Origin of the sequence: Vibrio sp. Vb0304, assembly GCF_033338995.1 — a bacterium.
GTDB classification, from domain to species: domain Bacteria; phylum Pseudomonadota; class Gammaproteobacteria; order Enterobacterales; family Vibrionaceae; genus Vibrio; species Vibrio alginolyticus.
The window spans coordinates 1-25,761 of the sequence record NZ_JAWOTT010000012.1 but is presented as its reverse complement, the minus strand read 5'-3'; the positions used below and the strand labels follow the sequence as shown (position 1 = coordinate 25,761).

At 42.1% G+C, this 25,761-nt stretch carries 28 protein-coding genes; 8 read left to right on the top strand and 20 right to left on the bottom strand.

The annotated features are described in order from the left end of the window. Positions 1–47 precede the first annotated feature (47 nt). On the bottom strand, positions 48–1,763 hold the full coding sequence (gene aspT, locus R7P35_RS15140; protein ID WP_213904970.1) for an aspartate-alanine antiporter: 1,716 nt from the start codon (positions 1,761–1,763) through the stop codon (positions 48–50). Between the two features lie 426 nt (positions 1,764–2,189). On the opposite strand from aspT, the gene R7P35_RS15135 reads away from it, so the two are divergent. The 6 genes from R7P35_RS15135 (at position 2,190) to R7P35_RS15110 (ending at position 10,406) form a co-directional block, all read left to right on the top strand. Then, complete coding sequence (locus R7P35_RS15135; RefSeq protein WP_005377106.1) at positions 2,190–2,402, top strand: DUF1656 domain-containing protein; 213 nt, start codon at positions 2,190–2,192, stop codon at positions 2,400–2,402. 10 nt (positions 2,403–2,412) lie between these two features. Beyond that, positions 2,413–3,276 carry an HlyD family secretion protein gene (locus R7P35_RS15130; protein ID WP_047009848.1) on the top strand — a complete coding sequence of 288 codons (864 nt, stop codon included), beginning with the start codon at positions 2,413–2,415 and terminating at the stop codon, positions 3,274–3,276. Positions 3,277–3,289: 13 nt separating this feature from the next. Beyond that, positions 3,290–4,645: an FUSC family protein gene (locus R7P35_RS15125; protein ID WP_213904969.1), complete on the top strand. Its 1,356-nt coding sequence runs from the start codon at positions 3,290–3,292 to the stop codon at positions 4,643–4,645. Between the two features lie 302 nt (positions 4,646–4,947). Next, positions 4,948–6,603: a hypothetical protein gene (locus R7P35_RS15120; protein WP_017821369.1), complete on the top strand. Its 1,656-nt coding sequence runs from the start codon at positions 4,948–4,950 to the stop codon at positions 6,601–6,603. A gap of 210 nt (positions 6,604–6,813) precedes the next feature. Continuing rightward, the gene (locus tag R7P35_RS15115) at positions 6,814–8,853 is read left to right on the top strand and encodes a carboxylesterase family protein (protein WP_213904968.1); all 2,040 of its coding nucleotides are present in this window, start codon (positions 6,814–6,816) and stop codon (positions 8,851–8,853) included. 101 nt (positions 8,854–8,954) lie between these two features. Further along, positions 8,955–10,406 (top strand): phospholipase D family protein, encoded by a 1,452-nt coding sequence (locus R7P35_RS15110; protein WP_130546142.1) that lies wholly within the window; start codon positions 8,955–8,957, stop codon positions 10,404–10,406. A gap of 58 nt (positions 10,407–10,464) precedes the next feature. On the opposite strand, the gene R7P35_RS15105 is transcribed toward R7P35_RS15110, so the two are convergent. The 17 genes from R7P35_RS15105 to R7P35_RS15025 all read right to left on the bottom strand — a co-directional run bounded on the left by R7P35_RS15105 (position 10,465) and on the right by R7P35_RS15025 (position 23,813). Continuing rightward, positions 10,465–12,123, bottom strand: a complete 1,659-nt coding sequence (locus R7P35_RS15105) for an autotransporter assembly complex family protein (protein WP_318092300.1) — start codon at positions 12,121–12,123, stop codon at positions 10,465–10,467. Positions 12,124–12,459: 336 nt separating this feature from the next. Then, a complete protein-coding gene (locus tag R7P35_RS15100) occupies positions 12,460–12,924 on the bottom strand; it encodes a DUF2846 domain-containing protein (RefSeq protein ID WP_005377099.1) in 465 nt (154 codons plus the stop codon). Positions 12,925–13,093: 169 nt separating this feature from the next. Continuing rightward, positions 13,094–13,720, bottom strand: a complete 627-nt coding sequence (locus tag R7P35_RS15095; RefSeq protein WP_033907480.1) for a LysE family translocator — start codon at positions 13,718–13,720, stop codon at positions 13,094–13,096. A gap of 327 nt (positions 13,721–14,047) precedes the next feature. Beyond that, the gene (locus tag R7P35_RS15090) at positions 14,048–14,674 is read right to left on the bottom strand and encodes a LysE family translocator (RefSeq protein WP_005387183.1); all 627 of its coding nucleotides are present in this window, start codon (positions 14,672–14,674) and stop codon (positions 14,048–14,050) included. Positions 14,675–14,803: 129 nt separating this feature from the next. Next, positions 14,804–15,157 (bottom strand): DUF1428 domain-containing protein, encoded by a 354-nt coding sequence (locus R7P35_RS15085; protein WP_005387184.1) that lies wholly within the window; start codon positions 15,155–15,157, stop codon positions 14,804–14,806. Between the two features lie 97 nt (positions 15,158–15,254). Next, positions 15,255–15,860, bottom strand: coding sequence for a hypothetical protein (locus R7P35_RS15080; RefSeq protein ID WP_170893431.1), 606 nt, complete (start codon positions 15,858–15,860; stop codon positions 15,255–15,257). 81 nt (positions 15,861–15,941) lie between these two features. Continuing rightward, positions 15,942–16,238, bottom strand: a complete 297-nt coding sequence (locus tag R7P35_RS15075; protein WP_031781322.1) for an antibiotic biosynthesis monooxygenase family protein — start codon at positions 16,236–16,238, stop codon at positions 15,942–15,944. A 143-nt stretch (positions 16,239–16,381) separates the two neighbouring features. Beyond that, positions 16,382–16,669, bottom strand: coding sequence for a putative quinol monooxygenase (locus R7P35_RS15070; RefSeq protein ID WP_158173947.1), 288 nt, complete (start codon positions 16,667–16,669; stop codon positions 16,382–16,384). 137 nt (positions 16,670–16,806) lie between these two features. Continuing rightward, complete coding sequence (locus R7P35_RS15065) at positions 16,807–17,448, bottom strand: alanine--tRNA ligase-related protein (RefSeq protein WP_005377082.1); 642 nt, start codon at positions 17,446–17,448, stop codon at positions 16,807–16,809. Between the two features lie 142 nt (positions 17,449–17,590). After that, positions 17,591–18,136, bottom strand: coding sequence for a GNAT family N-acetyltransferase (locus tag R7P35_RS15060; RefSeq protein WP_025768089.1), 546 nt, complete (start codon positions 18,134–18,136; stop codon positions 17,591–17,593). 253 nt (positions 18,137–18,389) lie between these two features. Next, on the bottom strand, positions 18,390–18,953 hold the full coding sequence (locus tag R7P35_RS15055) for a sugar O-acetyltransferase (protein ID WP_053306980.1): 564 nt from the start codon (positions 18,951–18,953) through the stop codon (positions 18,390–18,392). Positions 18,954–19,096: 143 nt separating this feature from the next. Then, entirely contained in the window at positions 19,097–19,510 is a 414-nt protein-coding gene (locus tag R7P35_RS15050) for an RDD family protein (protein WP_021707760.1), read from the bottom strand. Positions 19,511–19,651: 141 nt separating this feature from the next. Next, positions 19,652–20,260 (bottom strand): pyridoxamine 5'-phosphate oxidase family protein, encoded by a 609-nt coding sequence (locus tag R7P35_RS15045; RefSeq protein ID WP_005389306.1) that lies wholly within the window; start codon positions 20,258–20,260, stop codon positions 19,652–19,654. A 143-nt stretch (positions 20,261–20,403) separates the two neighbouring features. Further along, positions 20,404–20,805 carry a DUF2007 domain-containing protein gene (locus R7P35_RS15040; RefSeq protein ID WP_005377076.1) on the bottom strand — a complete coding sequence of 134 codons (402 nt, stop codon included), beginning with the start codon at positions 20,803–20,805 and terminating at the stop codon, positions 20,404–20,406. Between the two features lie 104 nt (positions 20,806–20,909). Beyond that, positions 20,910–21,431: a GNAT family N-acetyltransferase gene (locus tag R7P35_RS15035; protein ID WP_054575061.1), complete on the bottom strand. Its 522-nt coding sequence runs from the start codon at positions 21,429–21,431 to the stop codon at positions 20,910–20,912. A 671-nt stretch (positions 21,432–22,102) separates the two neighbouring features. Beyond that, positions 22,103–22,678 carry a hypothetical protein gene (locus R7P35_RS15030; protein WP_258458712.1) on the bottom strand — a complete coding sequence of 192 codons (576 nt, stop codon included), beginning with the start codon at positions 22,676–22,678 and terminating at the stop codon, positions 22,103–22,105. Positions 22,679–23,396: 718 nt separating this feature from the next. After that, complete coding sequence (locus R7P35_RS15025; RefSeq protein WP_047104489.1) at positions 23,397–23,813, bottom strand: lysozyme inhibitor LprI family protein; 417 nt, start codon at positions 23,811–23,813, stop codon at positions 23,397–23,399. A gap of 196 nt (positions 23,814–24,009) precedes the next feature. Between R7P35_RS15025 and R7P35_RS15020 the strand changes: the two genes are divergently transcribed. Beyond that, a complete protein-coding gene (locus R7P35_RS15020) occupies positions 24,010–24,294 on the top strand; it encodes a type II toxin-antitoxin system RelB/DinJ family antitoxin (RefSeq protein WP_005398409.1) in 285 nt (94 codons plus the stop codon). Then, the gene (locus R7P35_RS15015; RefSeq protein ID WP_005398411.1) at positions 24,291–24,569 is read left to right on the top strand and encodes a type II toxin-antitoxin system mRNA interferase toxin, RelE/StbE family; all 279 of its coding nucleotides are present in this window, start codon (positions 24,291–24,293) and stop codon (positions 24,567–24,569) included. The genes R7P35_RS15020 and R7P35_RS15015 overlap by 4 nt, the downstream gene beginning before the upstream one ends. 138 nt (positions 24,570–24,707) lie before the next feature. On the opposite strand, the gene R7P35_RS15010 is transcribed toward R7P35_RS15015, so the two are convergent. After that, on the bottom strand, positions 24,708–25,061 hold the full coding sequence (locus R7P35_RS15010) for a VOC family protein (protein WP_025768999.1): 354 nt from the start codon (positions 25,059–25,061) through the stop codon (positions 24,708–24,710). Between the two features lie 106 nt (positions 25,062–25,167). Beyond that, positions 25,168–25,662: a GNAT family N-acetyltransferase gene (locus R7P35_RS15005; protein WP_318092293.1), complete on the bottom strand. Its 495-nt coding sequence runs from the start codon at positions 25,660–25,662 to the stop codon at positions 25,168–25,170. Positions 25,663–25,761: the final 99 nt, after the last annotated feature.

The following is a 25,761-nucleotide window of genomic DNA, read 5'->3' as shown; positions in this document are numbered from 1 at the left end:
CTACCGCCTATTTAATTAGGCGATAAGAGTGTTCGAATTTATTTAAATTACATGCCTGCGTTTAAAGTAATAATGCCGACAATAATTGGGCCCCATAGGGTAAGCAGTACATTGGCGACTGCATAAGTCACAGTGAATGAGAATACTGGCGTTGCGTTACCAGTTTTTTCCATTAAAGCCGCGAATGCTGGGTTCGCACTTCGTCCACCTGTAACACAGCCAAGTGCTTCAACTGGGTTCTTAATCTTCAATACAAAGTATGAGAAGAAGAACGAAATAATCTGAGGGATAATCGTTACACCCATGCCAAGGAACAACAGAGACATACCGTGTTCTTTGATGGTGTCGACCGCTTGAGGGCCAGCCTCAAGGCCAACAATACCTACAAATGCTGCCAAACCGAAATCTCGAATAAAGTTCGCGGCACCCACAGGAAACTGAGCAACATGCGGATTGCGGCTACGCAACCAACCGACGATCAAACCTGAGATCAAACAACCTGCACCAGAACCGATAGTGACGGGAATACCAGCAATCTTAAAACTGATTAGACCAATTAATAGGCCAACCACCATGCCCATACCAAGCACGATTAAGTCAGTCACGTTTGCTGAGCCCATTCGCTGACCAATGTTTTTCTCAACGCGATTGATGTCTTTTGCGGTACCTGTAAGCTGGATGACGTCGTTTTTCTTCACCACAAGATCCGGCGTCATTTCAATTGAGTTGCCTTCACGAATATAGTCTGTCACATAAATACCGCGCATAGAGCCTTGGTTCGAAGCCTCTTTAATCTCTTGCAGCGACTTACCAATCAGTTTGCGGTTGTCTGCGATCAGTTGACGGTTTTCTTCTATAACTTCATAGCCTTCTGGAAGTGCAATCTCGTTGTCAGCCAAACCATCTTGCAGCTGATGTACCGCATTACGACGACCTGTTACAACAATGACATCCCCTTCTTTCAGTGCTGTGAATTTGTCCACGTCTAGCACTTTGCCATCGCGTTGAATCAATTCAATACAAGCAGCCAGAGCGTGTTGGTTTAACTGAGCTAAGGTTTTGCCTGCTAGCCCACCATCTTTGCTCACTTTAAATGCTCGTGTAACCAGCGCTGTGATAGCGTTGAACTCACCCGGCGCTAAATCACGCTTACCATTTGAATTTTTCTCTTCTAGAGCAATCGCTTCTGCTCGGATATCCCACTTCATCAGTGTTGGGAATACCCATGTCACCATCAGAATTGGACCAAGCGAACCAAAGATGTACGTAACTGCGTAGCCTACTGCGACGTTGGTCTGCATTAGGTGCTTAGCTTCTTCTGTCACAACACCAAGACGTGCGATCGCATCACCCGCTGTACCGATGATTGCCGATTGAGTCAAACCACCAGCTGCAAGGCCTGCTGCCGTACCTCTGTCTAGATCAAACATCCAAGCTGCTGCTAGTACACAAAGCAGGCCAGACACCGTCATCACTACAGCGGAAAGTAGAATGTTGATGGTTCTAAAGTTCAGTGCTTTGAAGAACTGCGCACCACCTTGATACCCTACTGCGTAAATAAAGAGCGCAAAGAAAATGCTTTTTACGCCGGGATCAATATGAACACCAAATTGCCCAATAATCACACCCATTAATAATGTTCCGGCAACACCGCCAAGAACAAATCGACCAATGGTAATTTTACCAACCATATAACCGAGCGAGAGCGTAATAAAGAGAGCAACAAATGGTGCCATGTCAAAAAGGTTAGAAATAATTTCCATGACAATTTTACTCTTACTAATAAATATAAAACTCAAATAATCTAACGAATAATCTTTCACTCATATTTGTTGGATTATTTAATTTAAAAAGCATCTCGTTTGCTTCGAAGCGAATATTAGAAACAAAACCTCACAACTCGTAATCCCATTTGAAGGATGAAACCATCACTTCGCATATTCAAACGCAAACATTGAACAATAATTGTCGAAAATTTAATAACTTAGTGGTCTGAAATGAACATCAAATAAATTGGAAAATAAATTTATTTTTATTTTCACTGTCCAAAAAGCTACTTTGTTGCGCTATTCCCTCTATATAGCGCATAACACCTTTCGTTTGATGGATTAGATCCTCCAAAAGCGATTATCACGGATGCCATCATTTGCCTTATCTTTCCATTCATCAAGTTAATAGAGAAAAACACCATGAACTCAATGCCACATGAACTTGTGTGGGGCGAAGTTTACTTCCCTCCCTTGTTGCTGGTTATTGCATTGGCTTACATGCTCACCATTTTGGTCGGAACCGTTGCTACAAAACTGGGACTCCACAAATACGTTGCATTTCCTGCACTCGCAGAGCTAAGCCTAATTGTGATTTTTACTGGCGTTATTGGCCGATTCATTACCATATTTTGAGGCAAATTCCGTGATAAAACGTTATCTCATCACACTGCTACTACTGTGTTCAGCTGGCACCGTGATTTTCAGCTACTACCAATCATACACTGACAACCCATGGACTAGAGATGGCCAAGTTAGCGCGCACATCGTTTCTATAACCCCCCGCGTGACAGGACAAATCATCCAAGTCTACGTTGAAGACAATTCGCAAGTGAAACAAGGCGATTTGCTGTTTGAGATTGACCCAAGCATCTATAAAGCGGCGTACCACAAAGCGCTAGCAGCTCAAAAGCAAGCCATTGCATTACTAGCAAAGGCCAAAAATGAAGAGCAGCGAGCACTTAAGTTAGAAAAGCGCACACCTGGCGCTGTACCTGTACTGACATTGAATAACCTAGACAATGCGGTGGAGACAGCCGTTGCCAACGTAGAGCTCGCGAAAGCCAATGTTGAAGAAGCCAAGCTAAACCTTGATTACACAAAAGTTTATGCGCCAACGAATGGTTATATAACTAATTTGAACTTACGCGTCGGCTCTCAAGTCGTCGCTAACTCCCCAGTCGTGGCTTTGATTGATGAAGACAGCTTTTGGATCGAAGGATATTTCAAAGAAACGGATTTAGTTGGCGTTGATCCACAAGATAAAGCCTACGTGACCTTAATGATGCACAATGAAGCTGTGCTGGAAGGAAAAATCAAAAGCATTGGCTACGGCATTGCGAAGCAAGATGGTAGTACTGGTAACGATCTTTTGCCCAATGTGAACCCTAACTTTCAGTGGATACGCTTAGCTCAACGCATTCCAATTAAAGTTAAATTAGATCACTTACCGAAAGATTTTCAACTACGTGTTGGTATGACGGCCTCTATCAAAATCATCAAACAATAATGCGGTGGAATGTATGTTTAATGCCTCAACCAAAGAAGCAATCAAAGCTGCGCTGTCTATCGTTATCGCGATCTGCCTTGCCTTATGGTTTCAATGGGAGAAACCTTACTGGGCGGCAATTGCGGTCGCGGTGATGGCATTGAACGAAAGCTTCGCACACTCGATAAACAAAGGTAATAACCGATTGCTGGGAACCTTATTGGGCATCGGTTATGCCTTCTTTCTTATCGCGATGTTCTCTCAAGACCGCTTTTTGTTTCTCACCTTCTTCACCTTGTTTTTAGGTGCGTGCATTTTTATGTCGAGCGACGAAAAGTATGGTTATGTGTTCTCTATCGGTTTTGCTGTGTGCTCCATCATCGCATGTATGGGAGGATTTGATAGTCAAGCAACGTTCCACTTCGCTGTTCTTCGCATGCAAGAGACGATTCTTGGTGTGATCACGTTTTCTGTTGTGTACCGATTAGTCTGGCCAGTCAGTACAGAACAAAACTTCATTCAACGTTTTGAGGCCAGCAGAGAGGCGATGCTTAACGCTATGAAATCGCCCAATGATATAGATATTGAAGCTCTTGAGACCAACACCGCCAACATAGAAAAGTTATTCCAACTGGTCGGCTTACCACTTACTGGCAGCTACCACTTGAAAGAACATCGTCAGCTATGGCGTGCGCGTTTAAATGAGATGGCACAAATCCAAGACCGATTGCTAGAACAAGCAGATAAATCGCAAAGTCGTGAGATCGATTGGCCAACGCTAACGCAGCAACTTCAAAGCTTTGATATGAAAAAGCCGAGTACATCATTAATTGGCGACGTCCCTTTTGTCATGCGAGGCGATAACAGTACTGTTTGGCCTCATGAGCATCGGACCTTCATCCAGCATTTGAATGAAGACGGCAGAAAGGTACTGCAAGGTGTCTCCATGTTCGTGACGTCGCTGTTGATCTGGATTTATCTTCCTGTGCCCGGAGGTTTCATTTTTCCGATGCTAGCAGGCGTGTTCTCTTCAATCGTTCCTACTATGCCACCAAGCATTATTAAAGATGCATTTTTTGGTGTGATAGGCACTGGCACGGTGATTCTATTGCAATACATTTTCCTAATGCCAATGATGACCGAGCTTTGGCAGCTTGGGCTATTCTACTTCATCAACATCATCTTGATTTGGAAGGTTTTTTCCACACCAAAACTGATGGTACATAGAATTCTAGGTATTAACTTATTGGTTGTTTTGACATCGGGTGCGCTCAACTTAACCCCAGCGTATCGAATTGAAACGCCCTTGCTGATGCTGGTAAACATTATGATCATTTTGATGATTGCCAAGTTGTTTACTGATCTGTTTCGTGTTCGCGTTACGGTCTAAGCGTCAGCTCCGTACTTGAAACTAAAGCCCTGCATTGCTTCTGCTATGCAGGGCTGTTTGTTTGTGAGCTAGCTATTATTTCTTCGTAACCCATAAAGCGAGGATAGTATCCATCAAAAGCGATTAACGGAATCTCTCTTCACCTCATAAAATCCTCTCATTGATTCACGAAATGCAATCGAAAACCATGCATTCACAACATCAATCACAGCAAACATATCTATCTAACTGAACAAGAAGTTCAGTGACACATTAACTGTCTGAGTCTCGAAGGTTTGAGACTATTCAGAGTGGAAACTGTCATGAGTTTTTTTGAATTACGCGCCGGCAAGACGTCTTCTCTTACTGTGCTCGCGAGCGCACTAATGCTTACTACCCCCACTTTTGGCTTCGCCGCTGAAGAGACGACGACCTACAACGAAGTAATCGAGCAAGGCCGAGCACTGTTCGACAAATACGGTATCAGTCATGATTTACCAAAACTGGCCATCAGCTCTCTAGTTCAAGGCGAGCATTTGGTCGAGCATGCCCACCGAAGTGTTAAAATCGGTGATAGCGTTCGCGATTCGTCCGTCTACTTGGTTAAGAACACCGATAACAAAGGCAACATTGATCTGCGTATCAAGTACAACCCTGAACAACTCGATGAAAATGAAAAAGTACTTGATGAGATCGAAGCTTTCACACGAACAGAATACCGCCTTCGAAACTACGCAGAGAGTTTTGATCCGTCATCAGTAAGAGCCAAAGAGGATCAGAATGGTAATGTGATCATCAGTTTTAATTACTCAAAATACGGTCTTCCTCAAGATATCGCCTACTTTCGCTTTTTAAGCGTTGATATTGAGTTGGTTAATGGTGAACCGAAACGTATGGTCATTACCAACGATAAACCGTTCACACATCACAACTACCAAGTGGATTCTTACGATCAAGAGATCCTCTTCCAGAAGTTAACATCAGGCAAAATTGCGATTGCCAGTAAAAACACCAAGATAGTTGGTTCAAAGAAAAATAAACCCCTCGAAATGATGAGCAGCGTAAAACCGGTAGCGATTTATGAAGATAAGCTTGGCGTGCAAGTACTAGACGAAAAACGCTTGAATGAGGTCTCTGATCCACGCATGCAAGAAGCCAGTGTTAAGCTAGACCGCGTTTTTCCTTTAATGGGTGATATGGTTCGTCGTCAAGGTATCGATTTGCCTCTGCCGTTTGGTGTATCGCTAGCGTATCGAAATCAAGATATGAATATTCCATTTAATGATTTCACGATTGAAGGCATCGGCCTTAATGAACTGTTTGATCCAGAAGACAGTGTCGGCATCGTGAGTGCTGAGAGCATGACGCTTCGTGGCGATGTAAACATCCTGCCATTTTGGAATGTATTTGGTTACATCGGAAAAGTTAATGTCGATGCCAATGTTGATGCCGCCTACACGGGTGAAGGTGGCCAGTACATAAAAGATAAGCTGAACGATAAACTGCCAGGATTAGGTGATAAGTTTTGCGATGGTTTATCTGCACTTTGTAGTCGCGGACGCTTAGACGTGCCGCTGCATTTGGAATATGACCTTCGTGGTATAGGTACAACCCTTTCGGTTGGCTATAAAGAGTTCTTTGCTTCTGTCACTGGTACCTATTCGCAAACTCGCTTAAAGGGCTTAGATGATTGGGGCGATGGTATTGTTACTGTACAGCCGATGTTGGGTTATCAACTTGTCGATTATCGCACGCAGTTCTTTGTCGGAGCAGAATATCAAGGACTGGACGCTCGAATGGACGGGCATGTAAAAAGCGGTGATATCGAATTCGATTACGACATTGGTGTAGATCTTAATCAATGGGCGTTTTTGACTGGTTTCAATAAGCAAATCGGCAAAAACTACAACCTGACCTTTCTCTATAACAAAGGGGAAACTCGAGAGTCAGTAACCTTAAATCTTGGTTACCGTTTCTAGCTCTCATAAAGAGCCGGCCCCTAGACGATGGTAGGACTGCATCCTACAAAGGCGATTACTGAAACTGTCGCCGATGTCCTACCATTTGAGCCATCAATACAACAAGCCATCCAACCATTCACGGATTAATGCCAAAGCGTCAGGACGTCGCTTGTTAGATGCCGTTTAACATTTTCGGTGTACGCACCAAATGACTTTTTGGACATAACAATGACTTTACTCAATCGCTCAATTTTAGCCATTACCATCACTCTTGCCTTAGCAGCTTGCAGTGATGACTCTGGTAAACCTAGCGTTCCTAACGGCCCGAAGCCACTACAACCCTTACCACCAGAGCAAATCGCTTTGGAAATTGGCGATGCAACCATTCAAGCGACCAAAGAGTCCCTTGTCATCACGCCTCTTGATGCGGATGAAAAGCTGGCAGCGGTAGAGGCGTTCAAAGGTATCCAATTTGCGCAAGCAGACCGCTTTCAGCACAGCATTGCGGTCCCACTTGAAGGCGATATTGATGCGACTCAGTTCGGTGATGCGTGCCCGCAGTTAAAAACCACGGCACAAACGCAATCAGAAGATTGTTTGAACCTAAACATTTGGCGACCAGCAGGGACAGAAGCGTACGCAGATTTGCCAGTGTATGTCTTTATTCACGGTGGAGACTTTGAATACGGCGCAGGCTCAGAACCGCTGATTCATGGTGATATGGTGGTTGCACAAGGTGCTGACGATGGTAACCCGTTTATTGCTGTTACTTTTAACTATCGTTTGGGCTTGCTGGGCAGTGTTTGGGTCGATGGTTTGGACAACCCAGAGGGCGGTAACTTTGGCCTAGGCGATCAAAAACACGCGCTTGAATGGGTTCAACAAAACATAGAGGCATTCGGCGGCAATCCGCAAAACGTGACACTCATGGGTCAAGGTGCGGGTGCCATGTCGGTGGGAATTTTACAGCAATCAAAAGGCGATGCGGCAATCGCAGGTGAGCACTTTCAACGTGCCATCATGCAAAGCAACGCTTACGGCTTTGAATATAAAAGTTACGATGTTGCCAAGAGCCAAAGACCAGAGCAAAGCGTTGAAGATCTTGCGTTACTGCCACTTGAAGAGGTTATGAAGGTACAGAGCGAGATGCTTGACCCTATTCAACGTCTTAAGAACTGGGTACTGACCGCCGCGAATATTCCGGTTATAAGCCCAACACGCGACAACAGCCCATTAGCTACGTTGATGCCATTTTCGCCTTACATCGAGCATCGCCCACCAGCGTTTCTAGTGAAAGAAGTACCGGGCTATCACTTTACTGAACAAGCGATTGAGAGTGAATGGATCGTACCGACGGTAATTGGCTCAAACAGTGCAGAAAGCAATACTCTGGGCATGCTGCCGAGCCTGACATTTTTGATCCCAACTATTATTGAAATCTTGGGCCAAGAAGCGCCAGAAATCATTGAAAGTGGTGACGAAACCTTAATCGTCGAATACATGGTTGAGTGGCTAGAATCGGAAACGAACTTAAACCGTTTACGTGCTGAATATCGTTCATTACTCAGCGATTCAGCTTCAATTGAACTCGATCTTTCTGACTTATTTGAACTGCTACCTAGCACCGCTTATGAGGCGATGACTAAGTTGTTCTTCGGTTTGGGGAACTCCGATTCAACCACGGAGTTACTTGCTCTGACTGACTTCTTCCCTAACGATGAAAGCGAACTGAATGGCGCGGCCAAAAACATGCAGCAATTCAAAACCACGTTGCATGATTTGCTCTTCACGGGTCCAAACCGTCATAAAGTTTCAACTGAAGAAGCAACAGGAGCGACGCCAAGCTTCTACTACTTTGACTACAAACCCGGATTCAACGTATGGACTTACAACACCAAAGGTGAAAATGGCGATCTTGACGTTGGTGATTTACTCAAGAGCATCAGTTGTATTGTGGGCGCTTGTAATGCATCGGAATTACCATTTGTGTTTAACAAGGCATTAAAGCTTGATGGTTCAAGTGTTCGCCCGGGTAGCAAAGACAAAGCAATGATGAACGAGCTCTCTCGTATGTGGTTTAGCGAACGTTTATTTGAAGACTTCCAATACAACAGCGCGACTGACCGAGTATTGCTGATCGATAACGATGGCGGTATTCAATCCACACAAGATTGGGACAATGCTCATCACTCAGGCATCGATCCAAAACTGCGCCAAGGTCGCCTCAACGGTCTCGAGGAACTTGGGCTGATTCTGAGTCACATGTAACGTTATCTTCAGTTACTAAAAACTCGTTACCAAATACCTAAAAGCCAGTTCACTGGCTTTTTTCATCCTTATTCCTTGAACATCATTAGGAAGGTTTACTCATGTTTCCTAACGCCCTTCGTGCCCTGCTACTCTTTATCTTCAGCGCACTATTGGTTGGCTGTGCCCAGCCCTACCCGCAAGTTGAACCGGATTTTGAAGCCAATTGGCAAACTACTCAGCATCAAGCCGAAGTTTACTTAATTCCTACCGCTCCAGAAGCCTTTGCGCGTCGCGTTGAACTGGTTAGAAATGCTCAGCAAAGCATCGATATGACTTATTTTTCTTGGGAGAGTGACGCGCTTGGTTTGATGCTACTCAATGAACTCAAGCAAGCAGCAGATCGAGGCGTGCAAATTCGACTCACTCTCGATGATCTATTGGTTTTTAACGAGAAATGGCTTGCTGATCTCAGCGCTCACGACAACATTCAAATTCGTTTATTCAATCCGTTTGATTCACGTAAGTCAGGTTGGATTGGTCGCGCCGTCAACTTCTCTACTCATCAACAACGTTTGGACAATCGTCTGCACGAGAAGTACTTCAACGTTGACCATCAATGGATGATTCTAGGTGGACGTAACATTGGCGACGACTATTTTGGTTACAGCCGCAAAGCCAACTTCTTTGATATGGATGTCTTGTTCAAAGGCAGCATTATTCGAACGTTCGACCAGAACTACCAACAACTTTGGGACAGCGAGCATGTTACGCCGATAGAAAACATCGTTAACGTTACCCCAAACTATTCCGCGTTTACTGAAGCGCTTAATAAAGGTGAGAAAGACAAAAGCATCATTCTGGCGGAAGTTGAAAAACAAGTTAAGCAACTGACCAGTCCCGACTTCATCGCTGCGCAAGTCACCCCCGTTTTCGACTCATTAAACAAGTTAGCAAACAACAAACCCTACTTTAGAAAACGTGCAGAACACCAAGTTTGGCAACAAATAACCACTGCATCCAAAGCAGTGATATCAACGCCTTACGTGGTACCGAGTGATGGTGAATTTGCCTTTATTGATACCTTGATGGAGCAAAAAGCGGACATCACGTTAATGACGAACTCGTCTGCCTCTAATGATTCTGGCTTTATTCCGGCTTATTACGAGGAGCATCGCCAAACCTTGTTGGATAAGGGCGTTCATATACTAGAGTACAAAAACCAAGCGAAAAATGATGACCATTACTTCCATGCAGATACTTATTATCACAACAAGACGGTGATACTCGATGATCGGCTGACTTATATCGGCTCATCAAACTTCGACCCAAGATCGGATTTCCTCAATGTGGAATTTGGTGTGTTGGTCCAAAGCGAAGCTTTTGCAGAACATGTCATGCACTACTTAACTCGACAACAAGATGAACTGTTTTGGCAAGTATCTCGAGATAGACAAGGCCAAACTCAGTGGCAATCAATGAATGAGATCCATACTAAGAATCCAAACTATGGTGGATGGCATAAGGCGCCTAACTGGATATTCAAGAAACTGAATGGTGAGTTCGAACTCTAAACAATCAAGACTTAAAAAGGCTCTCTATCTGCAAGGATGAGAGCCTTTTTAATGCCCGCTAAAACTGCGTGCCTAGCGAAAAGTGAACGCGGAATTGGTCTCCTTGCGGAGCATCTAAACCGTAAGCAAAATCCACTTTGACGGGCACGTATTTTGAGCTCCATATCAAACTCAACCCTGTACCGCTTTTCCAATCCACCCTATCGTTGAAGGCATCACCGACATCATAAAATGCCCCAAGCCACAATTGGCGGTAGACCTGATATTGATATTCCAGCCCAGCAGTAAACATGTAACGAGCACCGGTTAAATCGCCATTTTCATCTCTCGGAGAGATAGACTCATAACCATAACCACGAAGATTGCCATCACCTCCCGCAAAGAAACGTAATGATGATGGAATATCGCTCAAAGTGTCAGCGACATTAATGCCAACATTAGAACGAAAGTGAAACTTGTGTTTTTCACTAATGTCCCAAGACAGAACACTATTGCCCTCAATACGTAGCAAACGAGAATCCGAGAAAAAATTGGGGTCTGAGTATTCCAATGAGTAGACGTGACGGTGCTTTACTTCTAATTGATCGTTCTTACGATCAAGCAGTGAAAATGTCACCCCCGGTAATAACAACTGTGATTCGTTATTCTCCGACGCTTGTCGATAACTCTCTTGCAAATAACGAACGTGCATGGTGCTTTGCCAATCACTGTCTAACTGCCAGTGTTTTTCAAACGATAAATCATTAGAAAAACTCGATGTGTCTCGATAGTCGACATGCTTAGATTCAAACTGAATCCCGTAGTAATCCGTTAGAACATTTTGTGTGGGAATTTTGTAACCAAGTAATAGCGATTGTTCCGGTTTGGAAGCGTACGCTTGTGCCTCAAAACTGTGTCCACGTGCGTTATACCAAGGCTTGCTCCAATTCAGCGAAGCGCGTAACCCCAAGTCTGTCGAATACCCACCGCCGACTTGCACAATATTGCGTGAATTCGGCTCTGCTAGCACTTCTATCGGCACATTATGACCATCGGATACCTCCTCGAAATCCGCTTTCACAATCACACTGCGAAACCAATCAGTACTGGAGAGATCGGCCTGATATTGACTCAATTTCAAAGTGTCAAAATCGTCGCCCCACTCAAATGTTCTCATCGCTTCTATTCGAGCCGTTTCGATACCCGACGTAAGGACAGAGAGCTCTCCAAATTGGTAACGAGAACCACTAGAGAAATGCAGATTCACATGAGCTTGATTCAAACTTGGAATGACTTCCAAAGACGATTCGATAAAACGTCCATCTAAGTAACCTTTTTGCTGAGCCAATGAAATCAAGTTTCGTTTTAGCGTGTCGTACTCAGAATGAAGCAACGGCTGCCCTTGTTTAAGTTGAGCTTGATTAATTAGTTCGATGAAATCTTGATCGTTACTGGCCTCTCCCGACACAGCAATATTAGATTTTTTGACCGACATAACCTCCCCCGCGTCAACCTCAAGCGTGATGAGATCATTCTCTGATCTCCGAACATTGAGCTCGGAATGATAGTAGCCATAAGGGTTTAACGCATTATTAACCATCTGCGTTAGTCGATTTGAGGTAATGTTTGAAACAGAGAGTTTCGTTAGTGGTGTAAGGTGACTTTCAAGATTTTTCTCTAATATTGGTGTTAGCCCTTTGATTTTAAATTGCGCTCCGAGTGCATGATGTAAAGGCATAGAAGCTAAAACTGATATACCTATTATTTGTTTAATGAGAGGAGACACACCGCTACCTAGTTTAGCAATACACTCGACAAGGTTAATGATGGAATGGCATATCTGTTAATCGCGTTTGTAGGATTGCTCCCTACGAAATCCTCTCGAAAATTCACGTTTCACAAGTAGATTCTTTGAACAATAAGTGGGCTCAAGCTAGGAGGTGGCAAATCATGCGGTCTGAAATAGGTATACTGTTTGCCAAAAATACAAAACCCAACGCTGAATGGATCTCATCAAGCGTTGGGTTACATTGATAATGTGTTTTTTAATCTAAAAAGCGGTCTGTTTGTAAAACTAGATCGAAGAACAGTTTCCTTTTTCTGCCATGTCGACTTTTAGTACTTCTGCTTTACCTTTGCTTTCGTCTACGAGTTCTACGCCCGCACCACCAACAAATACACCCATTTTAATGTATTGATTAACGAAATAATTACGGCCCTCTTCCGTTAAGATAGTTAAGTGATTTTCAGAAAACTCAGACTCTGTACTTACTTGATGTTCTTTATTGCCTTCGACCTCATGGTAGAAGAATACACCAGGAGCGGTTTCACCAATACATTCCCCATCGACGTAAACATACTTTTTAAGCGCTGCTCCGACAAAAGCATCTTCTCGGTAAATGTAAATCCCTGCGTTCCCCTTTTGAGGTGCTTCAAATGATTTCATTTGATTTGATACTGTCGAATCAACAGTAGGAACAGAAGCACAACCTGACAAACCCAAAAGGAATGCGGAACACAGAATTACTTTATTTTTCATGTTATTAACCTAGCTACGATAAAATCGCGCCAACCATACTATAAATAAATACGTTCACTTATTGGTATTTTTGAAATTTGTGATTCAACCTATGCAATAGCACTCATTTAGCGTATAGATTGAGCAAACATTAGCCATATAATAATCACGAGAATAAAATGCCCTGTATCTAACGATCACTAAATGCCACTTTACTCGCTAGACTGATAAGTAGAATACCTGAAACACCTTCAAGAGTTCTTGAATAACGCTGAGAGTGTGGACGACTAAATACCCAATTACCCACAGATGCGTACAAAACGTTACATGTCGTCGCAAGTACGCTGAACAGCAAGCCAAGTACTAATAATTGCATTGATGTTGAGCTTGCAGACGTATCAATAAATTGAGGCAGAAACGAGAGAAAGAATAGCGCTACTTTTGGATTCAAGACGCTGACGATAACCCCCTGAACAAACACATTTTTATTATTATCAACATTTTTGTTTTCAACGATTTTACTTTCTCCACGCCACATAGACAGTAATGACTGAACACCTAAATAAACTAGGTAAGCGGCCCCTAACCATTTAACAACGCTAAAAGCCAAAGATGAACTCAGAATTATTGCTGACAAACCTAAACATGCCGCTAGTGTATGAAAAAAGTAACCAATACCAAGCCCCAGAGCCGCTTTCAGCCCAGCAGATAATTTACCTTTCATTGTATTGGAAACAATATAAATTACATCAGGTCCAGGAATCATGTTGATAGCGAGACAAGCGACAACAAATAATAATAGTGAGTTTGAATCCATTCTTTTCTCCAAATTAACGTCTTGCGGGATAACATTTCATCGAACTACAAGTAATGCAACGTCCAGGTTTCAATTGGTTATATTTAGTATTAACAACACGTTACTAATACTACAGCACTGCGCGAAGAGCACAATCATGAACAGTGATACGAATTAAATTATGGGCCTTTGTTAGCCCTTTGAATGATAATATTTAGCATCGTTTGGTTGTAAGCTTTTTCTAGCCAGCAGCTCTTATGGAAGTTAACAAATCGGCTACTTAGTATACTTAATAGACCGTCAAATCAGATAGATTATCTATTCTTATTTCTTCAAGCCTTTTTTGCTTCATTTTCCTGCCTCACTAAGCAGCAACTTAATACTTGCCACACCAAAAAATAACGCGAACACGCCTTCAAAAACTGCTTTGAATCTGAGATAGGTTTGCCTGACCTTTTTATACGCAAAAAGAAAAGCATAGCCAAAGAAAACCAAAGCACTAACCAGCCCTACAACAAAAATGACCGACAACAATTCCAACGGACTGGCCGTAGGAGGAACCCCTATCGAATAAAGCGCACCAAAAAACAGAATAGCCTTTGGGTTAGTTAAGTGAATTAACACTCCGGTTAAGTAGTTACCCTTCTCTGTCGTTACGTATGTTTTGGGTAACTTTAGCTGCTCGATGTTGCAGGCAGAATGTACGGACTTTAAAGCCAAATATAAAAGATAAAATGCCCCACAGTATCTAAGAATTTCAAAAAGCCAAACATTGCTATAGAGTATGGTTGCGAGACCAAAAGCGGCTGAGGTTGACCAAAATAAAGACCCCGTTAAAACACCTGCAGCCAAATACCCACCAAAGCGCCGACCGTGGTTCATTGACGTGCCTGCTATCGCAAGAGTTGCAGGTCCGGGGCTAGCGATGGCAGCGATAGCTGATACGACAATCAGTGAATAATTTATCTCTTCCATTTTTACTCTAAGCCTCCAAATGGAGTTTTATCAACACTTATCGCAGAATAGTCTATTGAACGTACATCAGAAGCGTAATACTGATTAAAACACCAAGTATCACGAATCGAGTTGAGATTATTTGGTATTTTACTGCTCCAAAATAACATCAAATCCGCCATAAATGAGACGCTTTCCATCAAAGGGCATTGGGTTATTGTCTGGACTCATTCGAGGATCACCCATGATCCGCAGCCACCCTGAGTCTCGAACTTCTTTTGAAGGCCAGACTACCCACGAAAACACAACGGTTTCGTTGCTTTCAGCGTTAACTGCCATGGGAAATGATGTGATCTCACCATCTGGTACTTCACTCCCCCACGTCTCAACAACCTTTAAGGCCCCAAACTCCCTGAACATTTCTGCTGCTATTTTTGCGTGTGCGATATACTTTTCTTTATTCGCTGTCGGCACTGCAGCGACAAACCCATCAATGTATGACATAAGTAAACTCCTTTCATTGGAGTTATAACCATAGCTCAATAAAAAGAATGCACATGATGCCAAACCATAGAAGCAGGTACGTAATACAGCTTGAGAGCTACATTCCTAGCTTGGACTTTATATGCATATTTGAAAGGTATGTGTTTGGATCAAGCTTGGTTAGCATATTTATAATCTCCAAAACACTCGAATACTCAATACGTTCCTCTTCAGCATGCCCGATCCCACCTATTGTAAAGTGAGTAAAGCGGTAATCACGATAAACGTTTTGCAGCTGGCTAGAAATATCTTTGAGTAATCTTTTACTGAGGGCGAATGCAGGGTATTCACTACTTTCTGAAAGCTCTGCTGTAGAGCCAATAGATACAATATTGCATTTATCGTTAAGTGAACCTAAAGCGTTAAGCTCATTGACTAAATTAAGATACCCAATCGGACCAACATTCATAAACTCAATCAGTTCGTTTGTTGTCAATTCTGAAGACTCTCCCCACATCGACGCCAAATAAACTATGATGTCAAACTCTACACCTTTGAAGCACGTATAATCTGGTTTTTTACCGGGATCAACGTCAATACAAACAGAGGCGACTCCCCCCTTAACTAGCTTTGATCTAGAAATCGCATAAATTTCTGTACCCTGTAAGTTCGTAGCCAAGAACCTTCCTAGCCCTTTACTACCTCCAACGATTAAAATCTGCATAACCCTATTCCTTGATTAAGGTTGTCTTTCATATTGTCCGTCAAACTGTTCATTAGGCATCACTTTAACGTTTCTATTGCCCTACTTAGTTCTATCTTCAATTTCATCGAATGGTTCAACTGAAATACGCTCTGCAATTTCACTCATCTTCTTCATTTTTTCTGGGTTACTAGTTCCCCAAAACCGCTCCCAGTCTTCACGTGTTCGCCACTTGGCAATAGTTAAAACCTTTTCCGGTACATCGTAAGAACGAAGCATAAAACTACCAAGCGCCCCATCTACTGACTCATGAATTGAATCTGTCGTCGAACGCCATATATTTTGAAACTCATCCATTTTTTCACTTGGCACACGCCATTCATACACAACTCTAAACATAACACTTCCATTAAAATTTCTAGATTTAATACGGCAAAGTATCAAGAACACTAAGCCAGGTTAATAGATGAATAAAGCAACATAGTAGAGCGTAGAGCAATCTAAAAAACAAAGCGTAAACGCTCTAAATCACTCCGATTCGATTAGTCATGCACACATTCAAAGATTTCGTATTGCCGTTTAACATTGGCTGTTACTTTTCCCCAATGTGAGGCTTGAACTCTTTCCTGATGTTGTTTAAAAGAGGCTTTGTCGACGAACTCCTCATAGACATCAAAACGAAACGGATTAGTCGAGCTTTGAGTCACAAGAAAAGTAAGGCAGCCCGACTCTTCTAACGTGAGCCTTTTGTGAATTATTAACTCATGTTTTACTAATTCTAAATCCTTTTCCGGAACTAAAATAAAGCCTTTCAATGTTACTTTCGACATATCATCCTCTCACCCCTGTAACCTTTTGTTCAGAAGTAGCCAACACGCCCTCAATCTCAACCTTCATATCGCAAATGTGAATCTCACCATGAATTAAATGCCACGTGTTAGGAATCTATTTCTAATGCCCTATCGACTTACGAGCATAAGGTTATCTCTACCCTTTCTTTGCCTTTACCGATGTTCTTGCGTTTTAATTGAATTTGGCCGACTTCTGATGTGCGCTTTAAGTGAGTGCCACCGCAAGGCACTTGCGCAAACCCATCCACTCTCCAATACCTTCTTTCACTCTCTTGATCGGAAAAGTCACTAATAATAACTGAATCAGAGTTAATCAAATCTTGCACATCAGTTTCAATTTCTTTCAATAGCGGGCCAATACTTTCAGACCACTCGAAATCTATGCGACTCTTATTTTCAGAAATATGCGCGCCTATCTTAACAATGCCTTCCCGACGCTGATAAAACATCTCGAGCACCACTTCAGCCGCAAAGTGTAGCTTCATTAAGGCATATCTACGCTTCCAATCAATATTCGTAGTTACAATGTCACCAAGAGTAAAATTTGGAGAGGATTCCAATGTGTAAATAAGTCGAACACCTAACTTTTGAGCAATCAAAACCGGAATACCATTAATCGTTCCTTTATCACTCTCTTGGCCTCCAGACTCTGCAAAGAAGATAGTCTGGTCCAATTCAACCTTATTTCCGTCTACATTGGTCACTCTTGAGTTAAGTTCTGTTTGGTAGGGATTAACCCAAAATAATTTCTCGCTCATGCTGCTATCCTTGCAGTAAGTCCTATCCGTGATAGTACATTCAGTGACCACCAAGTCAATTCAAGAAACCTCGCCGTCAAGTGTAAGGCTGTGTATTGAGTACGAGCAGGCTAGATCTATTAGATGCTTTTAAGGCTGGGTACTAAACGCTGTCCAGGGGTTTAGCTAACAACCCGTAAATTGCTGAATCTGAGACTACTCCATTCACTTCCCAACGCTGCCTAAGGAAACCTTCCTTTATAAAACCTAACCGTTCCAAGACTTTACCTGAAGAAGCATTGTCTGGATCTATCTCAGCCTCGATTCGACGTAAATTCAGTGTTTTGAATGCGTGTTCGATTAATGCAGTTCCCGCCTCTAATACAATGCCTTTACCCCAGAAATGACGACTAACGCCAAAGCCAATTTCTGCGCGCCTAGACTCTTTCACGTGATTAAACAGCATTATCTTACCCAGAAGTTGGCCATTGCTCTTTAGGAAGATGCCTAGTGTCACTTCTGTATTGCTATTCATGGCCTGTGTACTCTTGGCTATAAATGTCCGCGCTTCTTCAATTGAAACCCAAGGGCCAGAGTTCCAATATTTCATGACCTCATGGTCTGAGAAGATGTCAAACAATTCGCTTGCATCATCTTCAACTAGCTCTCTTAGAATTAATCGTTCCGTTTCAATCTTTGTTACTAACATTTTGGGGTCAGCCTTTTGGTTTGTTATTGGTGACGAAAATCCAATAAAAGTATGAGACACGTAATACAAATGATTTCGTATGAGACTTTTAAACAAGCTCAACGCACGGCAAAAGCGCCACGTGTAACGATTCTATATTGAAGCAAATTTTAGACATTCAAGTGCGTCAACAAGTAACCGCTGAACGCATCAAAGCTTGGGGTGAGTTGATCATAAGTCCTAAACTCAGGCTCAAAATAGTCCATATACTTTATTATCGCTTAGTGACGATTTCCTTCAGTACTCTGGCTGGGTTGCCACCAACAACGACATTGTCTCCAAAACTCTTTGTAACGACTGCGCCAGAGGCTACCACCACGTTGTTCCCAAGTGTTACGCCAGGGTTGATTACGGCATGGCCACCTATCCAACAATTGTCACCAATGTTTATGGGCTTTGCTAGCTCTAAACCACTGTTCCTCTCGATAGGATCTAAGGGATGAGTCGCAGTATAAATTCCAACTTGAGGCCCAAGTAAACAGTTATCACCAAACTTAACTTCCGCAACATCCAAAATCACACAACCAAAATTAGCGTAGAAATTATCTCCAACGTGAATGTTGGATCCGTAGTCGCAATTGAAAGAAGATTCAACATGAATATCGTCACCTGTTGTGCCGAACAAGTGCTTAGTTATTTCAACTCGCTTTTGTTTATGCTCAACAGAGGTAGCATTCAATTTTTCAGTTAGTAACCTAGCGCTCAACCTTAACTTTAATAACTCTTCATCACTTGGGTCATAAAGCTCACCTGCTAACATTTTCTCTTTTTCTGACATAAAACTTGGACTCCAATACCAATTTTCTTACAACGCTACATTAAGTATGTGAGTAACGCTACCACCTAAGCAAGGCTGCTCCACCACGAAAACAAAGCCCGACTTGAACGCAAGTCCTCAGCGCTATCAATTTTTTCAACAAACTAGTGCACTACCACCACCGTTCTCACTAACTTATCACCGAGCCGTTGCCTCTTTTTACCAAGAATGAAAATTGAGTCAATAAAACCTAAGAATGGAGTAATAACATTTCGAAAGAGCGACTGAAAAATATTGCACTTTTTACCCGTTCTTGCACTTATAACTGCAATGCCCAAAAGTTTTTTACCCACACTTTGACCATTTGGTAAACAATCAGAAAAAAGGTAATACGATACAGTCGCAGTTACTGCTGTAGCGCGCACAAGCTCTTTTTCAATACCGATTTCTAAGCCGACCCATAAAACGAGAGTAAAAATGCTAAAACTGACAAAAAGATCAATCATTTGTCCAACACACCTAACTCCCGGACTAGCCAAAACGTAATTTTCTAGAGTAAATTTTTCTGCATTTTTCATTTTAAAATTTGGACTAACAATTGTTTATTTGTGAACTAACGCTATTGAGACAGTAACATCCCCACTAAACCTAATCCATACTTCCGCAGAGCACGGTCGAACCTGATTTTGCTATCTTTTCAATATATTACCAAGCTCGTTCTAAAGGCTAGATTGGTAATACTTCAACATCTCTTCTTGATTAAGCGCTTTACTTTCTAACTTTTGTTGATCTTTAAAGATTTGAGCTAATGAAGGGAGAATTGAGCGATTTACTTTATAGTCATCAGACCAAAGTTTCCCTCTCATCACCGCTTTCGCACAATGAAAGTACATACTCTCTATGACTATTTTGATAACAACCTTAGGATCTTTACTTCCATCGGGGCAAGCAGATATCAAGTTGGCGTCGGTGTGAATACTTGCGATTCCTTTAATACGGAGCACTTCATCAATACCATTTACCATCAATAACAACCCTACCTTGGGGTTACTAATGATATTTTTTAGACTATCTATACGATTGTTCCCCGAGCTATCAGGGAGCAACAATGTTGATTCATCTAAAACTTTTACGAAGCCAGGCTCCCCTCCTTTAGGAGAGAGATCGATATACCCTTGTGAATCAGCGGTACTTAGAACTGCAAAATGGCAGTTATTAATTAATGTAATCGCATGAACATCCAGCACAGGCAGAGCTTTATTTTTAGCTCTCGCACTTGGCTCTGCGTAAATTTCTTTTAACTGCTCTATTGTTTTAATTTCACTCATTCAATGTTATTCCTTCACTATCGTATAATGCTTTGCTTGTAAGCAAGCAGTAACTCTGACTTCTTGTATAAGCACTCGACATAACTCATCGTAAAAATACTACGAGTACAAATTATCTCTTTAATACCTTGTTATCTAAAGATTTAAAGTTTTTCACTAAACTCCCCACACTGCTTACACTTATAACCATGCTTGTAAAAAAACAGTGGAAAACCCAGTAAAATAAAAACTAAGAAAGCTGGGCGTTTACCTTTTGTAAATGCAAATAGATCTTTACTACCACATTTAGGGCAAACGTCTTTTTCTTCATCAACGTCAACTTCATTTCCCAATGATTCTGAGAAATCGCTACTAAGTATTTGTTTCGCATCTTCTGCATCACTTTCGGCCACCATCAGACGGACGCCGCCAATTGCATTTGAATAAAGCCACTGAGTATTTACCGTGTGCTCGTCAGCGATGTAACTTTCTATTCCGACACTATCTAGGCTTGCTCTCGCAATATGAGCTTCATGAGGAAAAGAAAACCTTGCTACTACAATCACATATTACTCCTTGTGGGAAAGCGCTCCCGTAAGGTATAAGAAACGCTAATTGGAAATGCCACGTGTAGTATTTCTTTTTGAACAATTTATTAGCCCACTACAGACTAATACATATACCCTAACCAATCTATATGACCAACAGCCCAAGTTTTACCGCTGATAGGTTTAACATATAAATCATCTAGTTGCTCTACAGCGACACCGTAATTTTTATGTTCGTGAACTCGCAACCAAGAACTTAGAGAGTTAAGGCGCATATAACCATTAGCCACATAAAAACGCTCCAAATCGGAGACTAAAATGATGAAGTCGACATCTTTAGTGGACGCATACTCGCTGAGTTGAGACAACATTGTTGTGCCAATACCTTGTCTTTGAACTTTGCTCTCGACACAAAAGTCACTCACACCTAATACTTTATAAATTTCATCACCAACGCGAACAACTCTGTAGTCTAATCCCATGTAACCAACTAACTGATCACCTTCGTAATTCAGAACTCTCATATGCGGGAGTTGCTTATAGTAAGAGCGAGTAACTTGGTGTTCAGGAAACGACTGGTTTCTAAGAGCTTCAATTGCATTATGCTGCGCTTTAGATAACTCGATTTCTGGGTAAATATCCATATTTGACCTTTGAGTATTAATGACCTTTTGGAGTTGAGCAACGCAATACCGAACCTTCCGCATACCGATTTAATCACTGAGCTCAACGCACAGTTAAAATGCCACGTGTTGCGAATCTCTATTGGACAGTTTGTTATGCTAATTACTCAGTTGCCAAATCTCTGTAGATTTAAATGCATACATATACAACGGGTACAGGTAAACAAACATCAGTCCCATCCCTGTAACAAAAAAGAACAAGGTTCTTGGACTTAGATAAGTCAGTAAGAAGAACACACTAAATATTGCAATGCCCAGCATAGCAAGTGCATTTATCCCAAAGATGGTGATCGTTAGCACTTTGTTACCGACGGCAACTCGATAACTAAAGCCGTAAAGCTGACAAGAGATATTGCGGATATAAATGAGCCAATAAATGATCTAATACTTAACTCTCAGAAAATGGGAGTTGAAGAATGCTTAAAGCCGTTAAGAAACACATTACCCAGAATGCAAACTTCTACTTTTTCACGAATCTTCCTCATTCGTATAACGCCCACGTAAGTGGAGAGCACCACGACCACAGCACTCAACCATTACACCGTAAATACTAAAACCAATTCAAACCAAAACCGCTAAGCATTAAGAATCCGTCTTAAAGCGGTTGTTAGACGTCTTGAACTCACTGATAACTACCATACTCTCCACCATGGCTTACGTTCTAAATTAAACACATTATTGGCGAGTTTGTTTAGCTTTAAAGCCTGACTTTCAGACAAATAGAACCAGATATTGGCTTGTCCATTATCCTTTGGATAGAAATCGAACCGCGGTTGGCGTAAATCGCTTAGTATAATTTCGATAGTTTTAGCATCAGCCCAATCATCGTCTATTTCAGGCTTTAGCAACCTTTTAACACCATCAACTGAATATTGGAGCTCTGCATAATGTTCTTCTAGGTTTACAGTATCTCGCAGCCCCTCTAAGTCCTTAGTTCTGCCTGTAATTCGATGGAACTGCTTTACTATTTCAATATAGGAACCATCCTCTTCAATCGCCTCTGCATCGAAATTCCACGCCTGATCACAAACAAACCGTCCCCATGGTTCTTCTTCAATCTCTATTCCGTATACAAAAAGAATTAAATCAAAAGGGTTCGATTCGTATTCTTCTCTAGAATATGAAAGGAGTAAATCGTTAATAGTCACACCTTTATTCAACGACAACCCTATGTCTGATAACTTCTCAATTTGTTCTTCGAGTTTCATTAGCTAATATTCCATAGTCCATTTCATAGACGCCTAACGCCGCGTTAAGTAGTGAGCAACGCAATACCTATGCTACCGCATACCACCATAATCACGAAAATCAACGCATAGTAAAAATGCCCCGCGTTGCGAATCACTCTTAAGCAATTTGTTAGTACATGCGCTACTTCTATTTATGCGCTCCAAGATATTGAAAACTAGCATGATATGAAAGGTTTTGAACACTGAAGTGAGACGGGCAGCTACAAAACTTAATTCCAATTGAAAGACGAAAGTTGGCTAGAAGAAAAACGCACTGAACTGCTCTACTTCCACTTGCTTCAAATTAGAAAAGGATTCGATCCTCGCACTTTGATGGCAACACCCAACGAACGACAAGATTAACTCAGGAAGTACAACGAAAACGAAGAAGCGCCAAAGAAATAGGCTAAGAGTTAGAGACCGTAAACGGTGAAATCAAAGCAAACACTCCGCATATAGTGCCACCGGAAAGAACGTGACAGGTAAAAACTGAAAGGTGTAAAGACGAGCGCGAAAACAGATAAACACCAAAACTTATGACCTTTGACGTCAAACCCGTACTAACGCCCTGTTAAGGTGTGAGCAACGCAATACCAAAGCCGCAGCATACCACCTTAATCACTTAACCCAACGCATGGTAAAAATGCCACGCGTTGCGAATCCCTCTTGAACAGTTTGTTATGTGCGTGGTTGAAAGCTACTCCACACTTGGCTCCGGTAAAACTGGTGGTGTACTGTCCATGTAAGTTAAAAAATTTTCCCATAACTCGTGCGTTCTTTGCTTAGTTAACTTAGTTTTGCACGATATCGCCATAATTCCACGAATAGTTCCATCACGCCATTGCGTATAAACCGAGTCACAGTGAGAGGACATATATGCTTGCCAATCCTGTTGAGCAAGCTTAATTGCTGCAATCAGTTCTGGGTCATGAGCGTTGTGCTCAAAGCTAGTGTTTAGATATTTATCTAATTTAACTTGTGCTGACTCTAGTTCAATAACAGCACATTGGTTTATCTCGATTGTGGTCATCGCATTATTACAGTCAATGGACTCTTCTTCAGCAAGAGCACCAAATGAAAGACTAGCTAATATGATGATTAGACACTTATTCATCGTTTTCTTCGAAAGCACATAACGCCCAATTAAGGTGTGAGGCACGCAATACGATGCTCCCGCATACCACCTTAATCACTAAAACCAACGCATAGTAAAATGCCACGCGTGCCGAATCACTCTTAAATTGTTTGTTAGTTGCCCATCTCAAAGCCTAGTGCTAACATTTGTACACACACCAACAAAGGAATACATCATGGACACTAGAATTCAATTTCGTGTTGATGAAGAAACAAAACGCTTAGCTCAACAAATGGCTGAGAGCCAAGGTCGAACTCTAAGTGATGCTTGCCGTGAACTTACTGAGCAACTCGCTGAACAACAAAGAAAAACATTATCTCACGATGCATGGCTAACTGAACAAGTAAACCTAGCATTTGAGAAGTTTGACTCAGGAAAATCTGTTTTCGTTGAGCACCAAACGGCTAAGTCTCGAATGGAAGAGCGCAAAGCCAGAATCCGTAATCGAGGTAAGCAATGATTTTATGGGAAGAAGAGTCACTTAATGATCGTGAAAAGATCTTCGAGTTTCTCTATGACTTCAACCCTGATGCGGCAGAAAAAACTGACAACCTCATTGAAGCAAAAGTAGAAAACTTGCTTGAACAACCTTTAATGGGTGTACAACGAGATGGCATCCGCGGACGATTGCTCATTATTCCTGAGATTTCGATGATTGTATCTTACTGGGTTGAGGGCGATATCATCCGAGTTATGCGTGTACTACACCAGAAACAAAAATTCCCTACGGATTGATTGCTTCCTCTGGGGAACTAACGCCGCGTTAAGGGGCAGCAACGCGCTACCACCAAACTTCAATTTACCACCGTAAACACAAATACCAAGACTTAAGCCAAACTCGGCACGCGTTGACTGTCCCTCTTGAACGCTTTGTTATGTGGCTTTGCCTCGAAGACCAATTAAGTTACCGAATGGGTCTTCTACTTGGCACATGAAAAGCCCACTTTCGATTTCCATTGGACCACGATAAAGATACGCACCGAGAGCTTCGAAGTGAGCTAAAGCAGCAGATAAGCTGTCGACAGACCAATAGATAACAGTACCATTTTTACCCGAACCAACCTTTTCATCTGCTTGGACAATTTCTAAGGAAAACCCATTTAAATCTAGTACAGTAAAATCGACGTCAGAGTGATAAATTGGAACTGCTTCAGGAAAGGCTTTCTTATACCATTGAAGCCCTTTTTCCACATCTGGAACATGAACAAGAACTGCTGATGGAATCATAATTTCTCTCCTGCCACATAACGCCGCATTAAGGTGTGAGCGGCGCTTGGCTATACTTGAGCGAAGCGAAACTGCCAAGCGTTGCGAATCACTCTTGAATGCTTTGTTATGTGCGTGCTAAACGATAGCGCCTTACTGTACCCTCATTATCGTCTGTATAGTTACCCAAATATACGCCACCGCAGTTTTCTATAACCTTTTGAGATGCTGGGTTATCAATTGAACAGGTAACAATAACCGAGTCAGTTACCACATGATCACGTACCCAAGCTAGAAGAAACGAAGCAATGCCTTTGCCACGAGCTGATGGTCTAGTCTCGTAACCAATGTGCCCTATTACATTCTCTACGTTCGCATTCGTCCCTGTACGGACTCGAATAGCACCTAAGATTTCAGAGTTCGAAATGCAGTAGTACGTTGTACTTGGTAAATATCCGTTTGGTAATTCGGAGGTTGCCTTAGAGCGCTCAACCAAACCCGACAAATAAGCTTCAGGGTTTAACTCAACATCTGAATACTTTGGGATACCCGAGTTGAAGCATTCTTTCACATAACTAGCTAACATTGGAGCCAAGTCAGGGCTAGCTTCTACTACTTCCATGTCTATTTTCCTCTAAAGCACATAACGCCTTGCTAAGGTGTGAGTAACGCAATACAAAAGCTACCGCACAGCGCCTTAATCACCATAAGCCACCGCAAA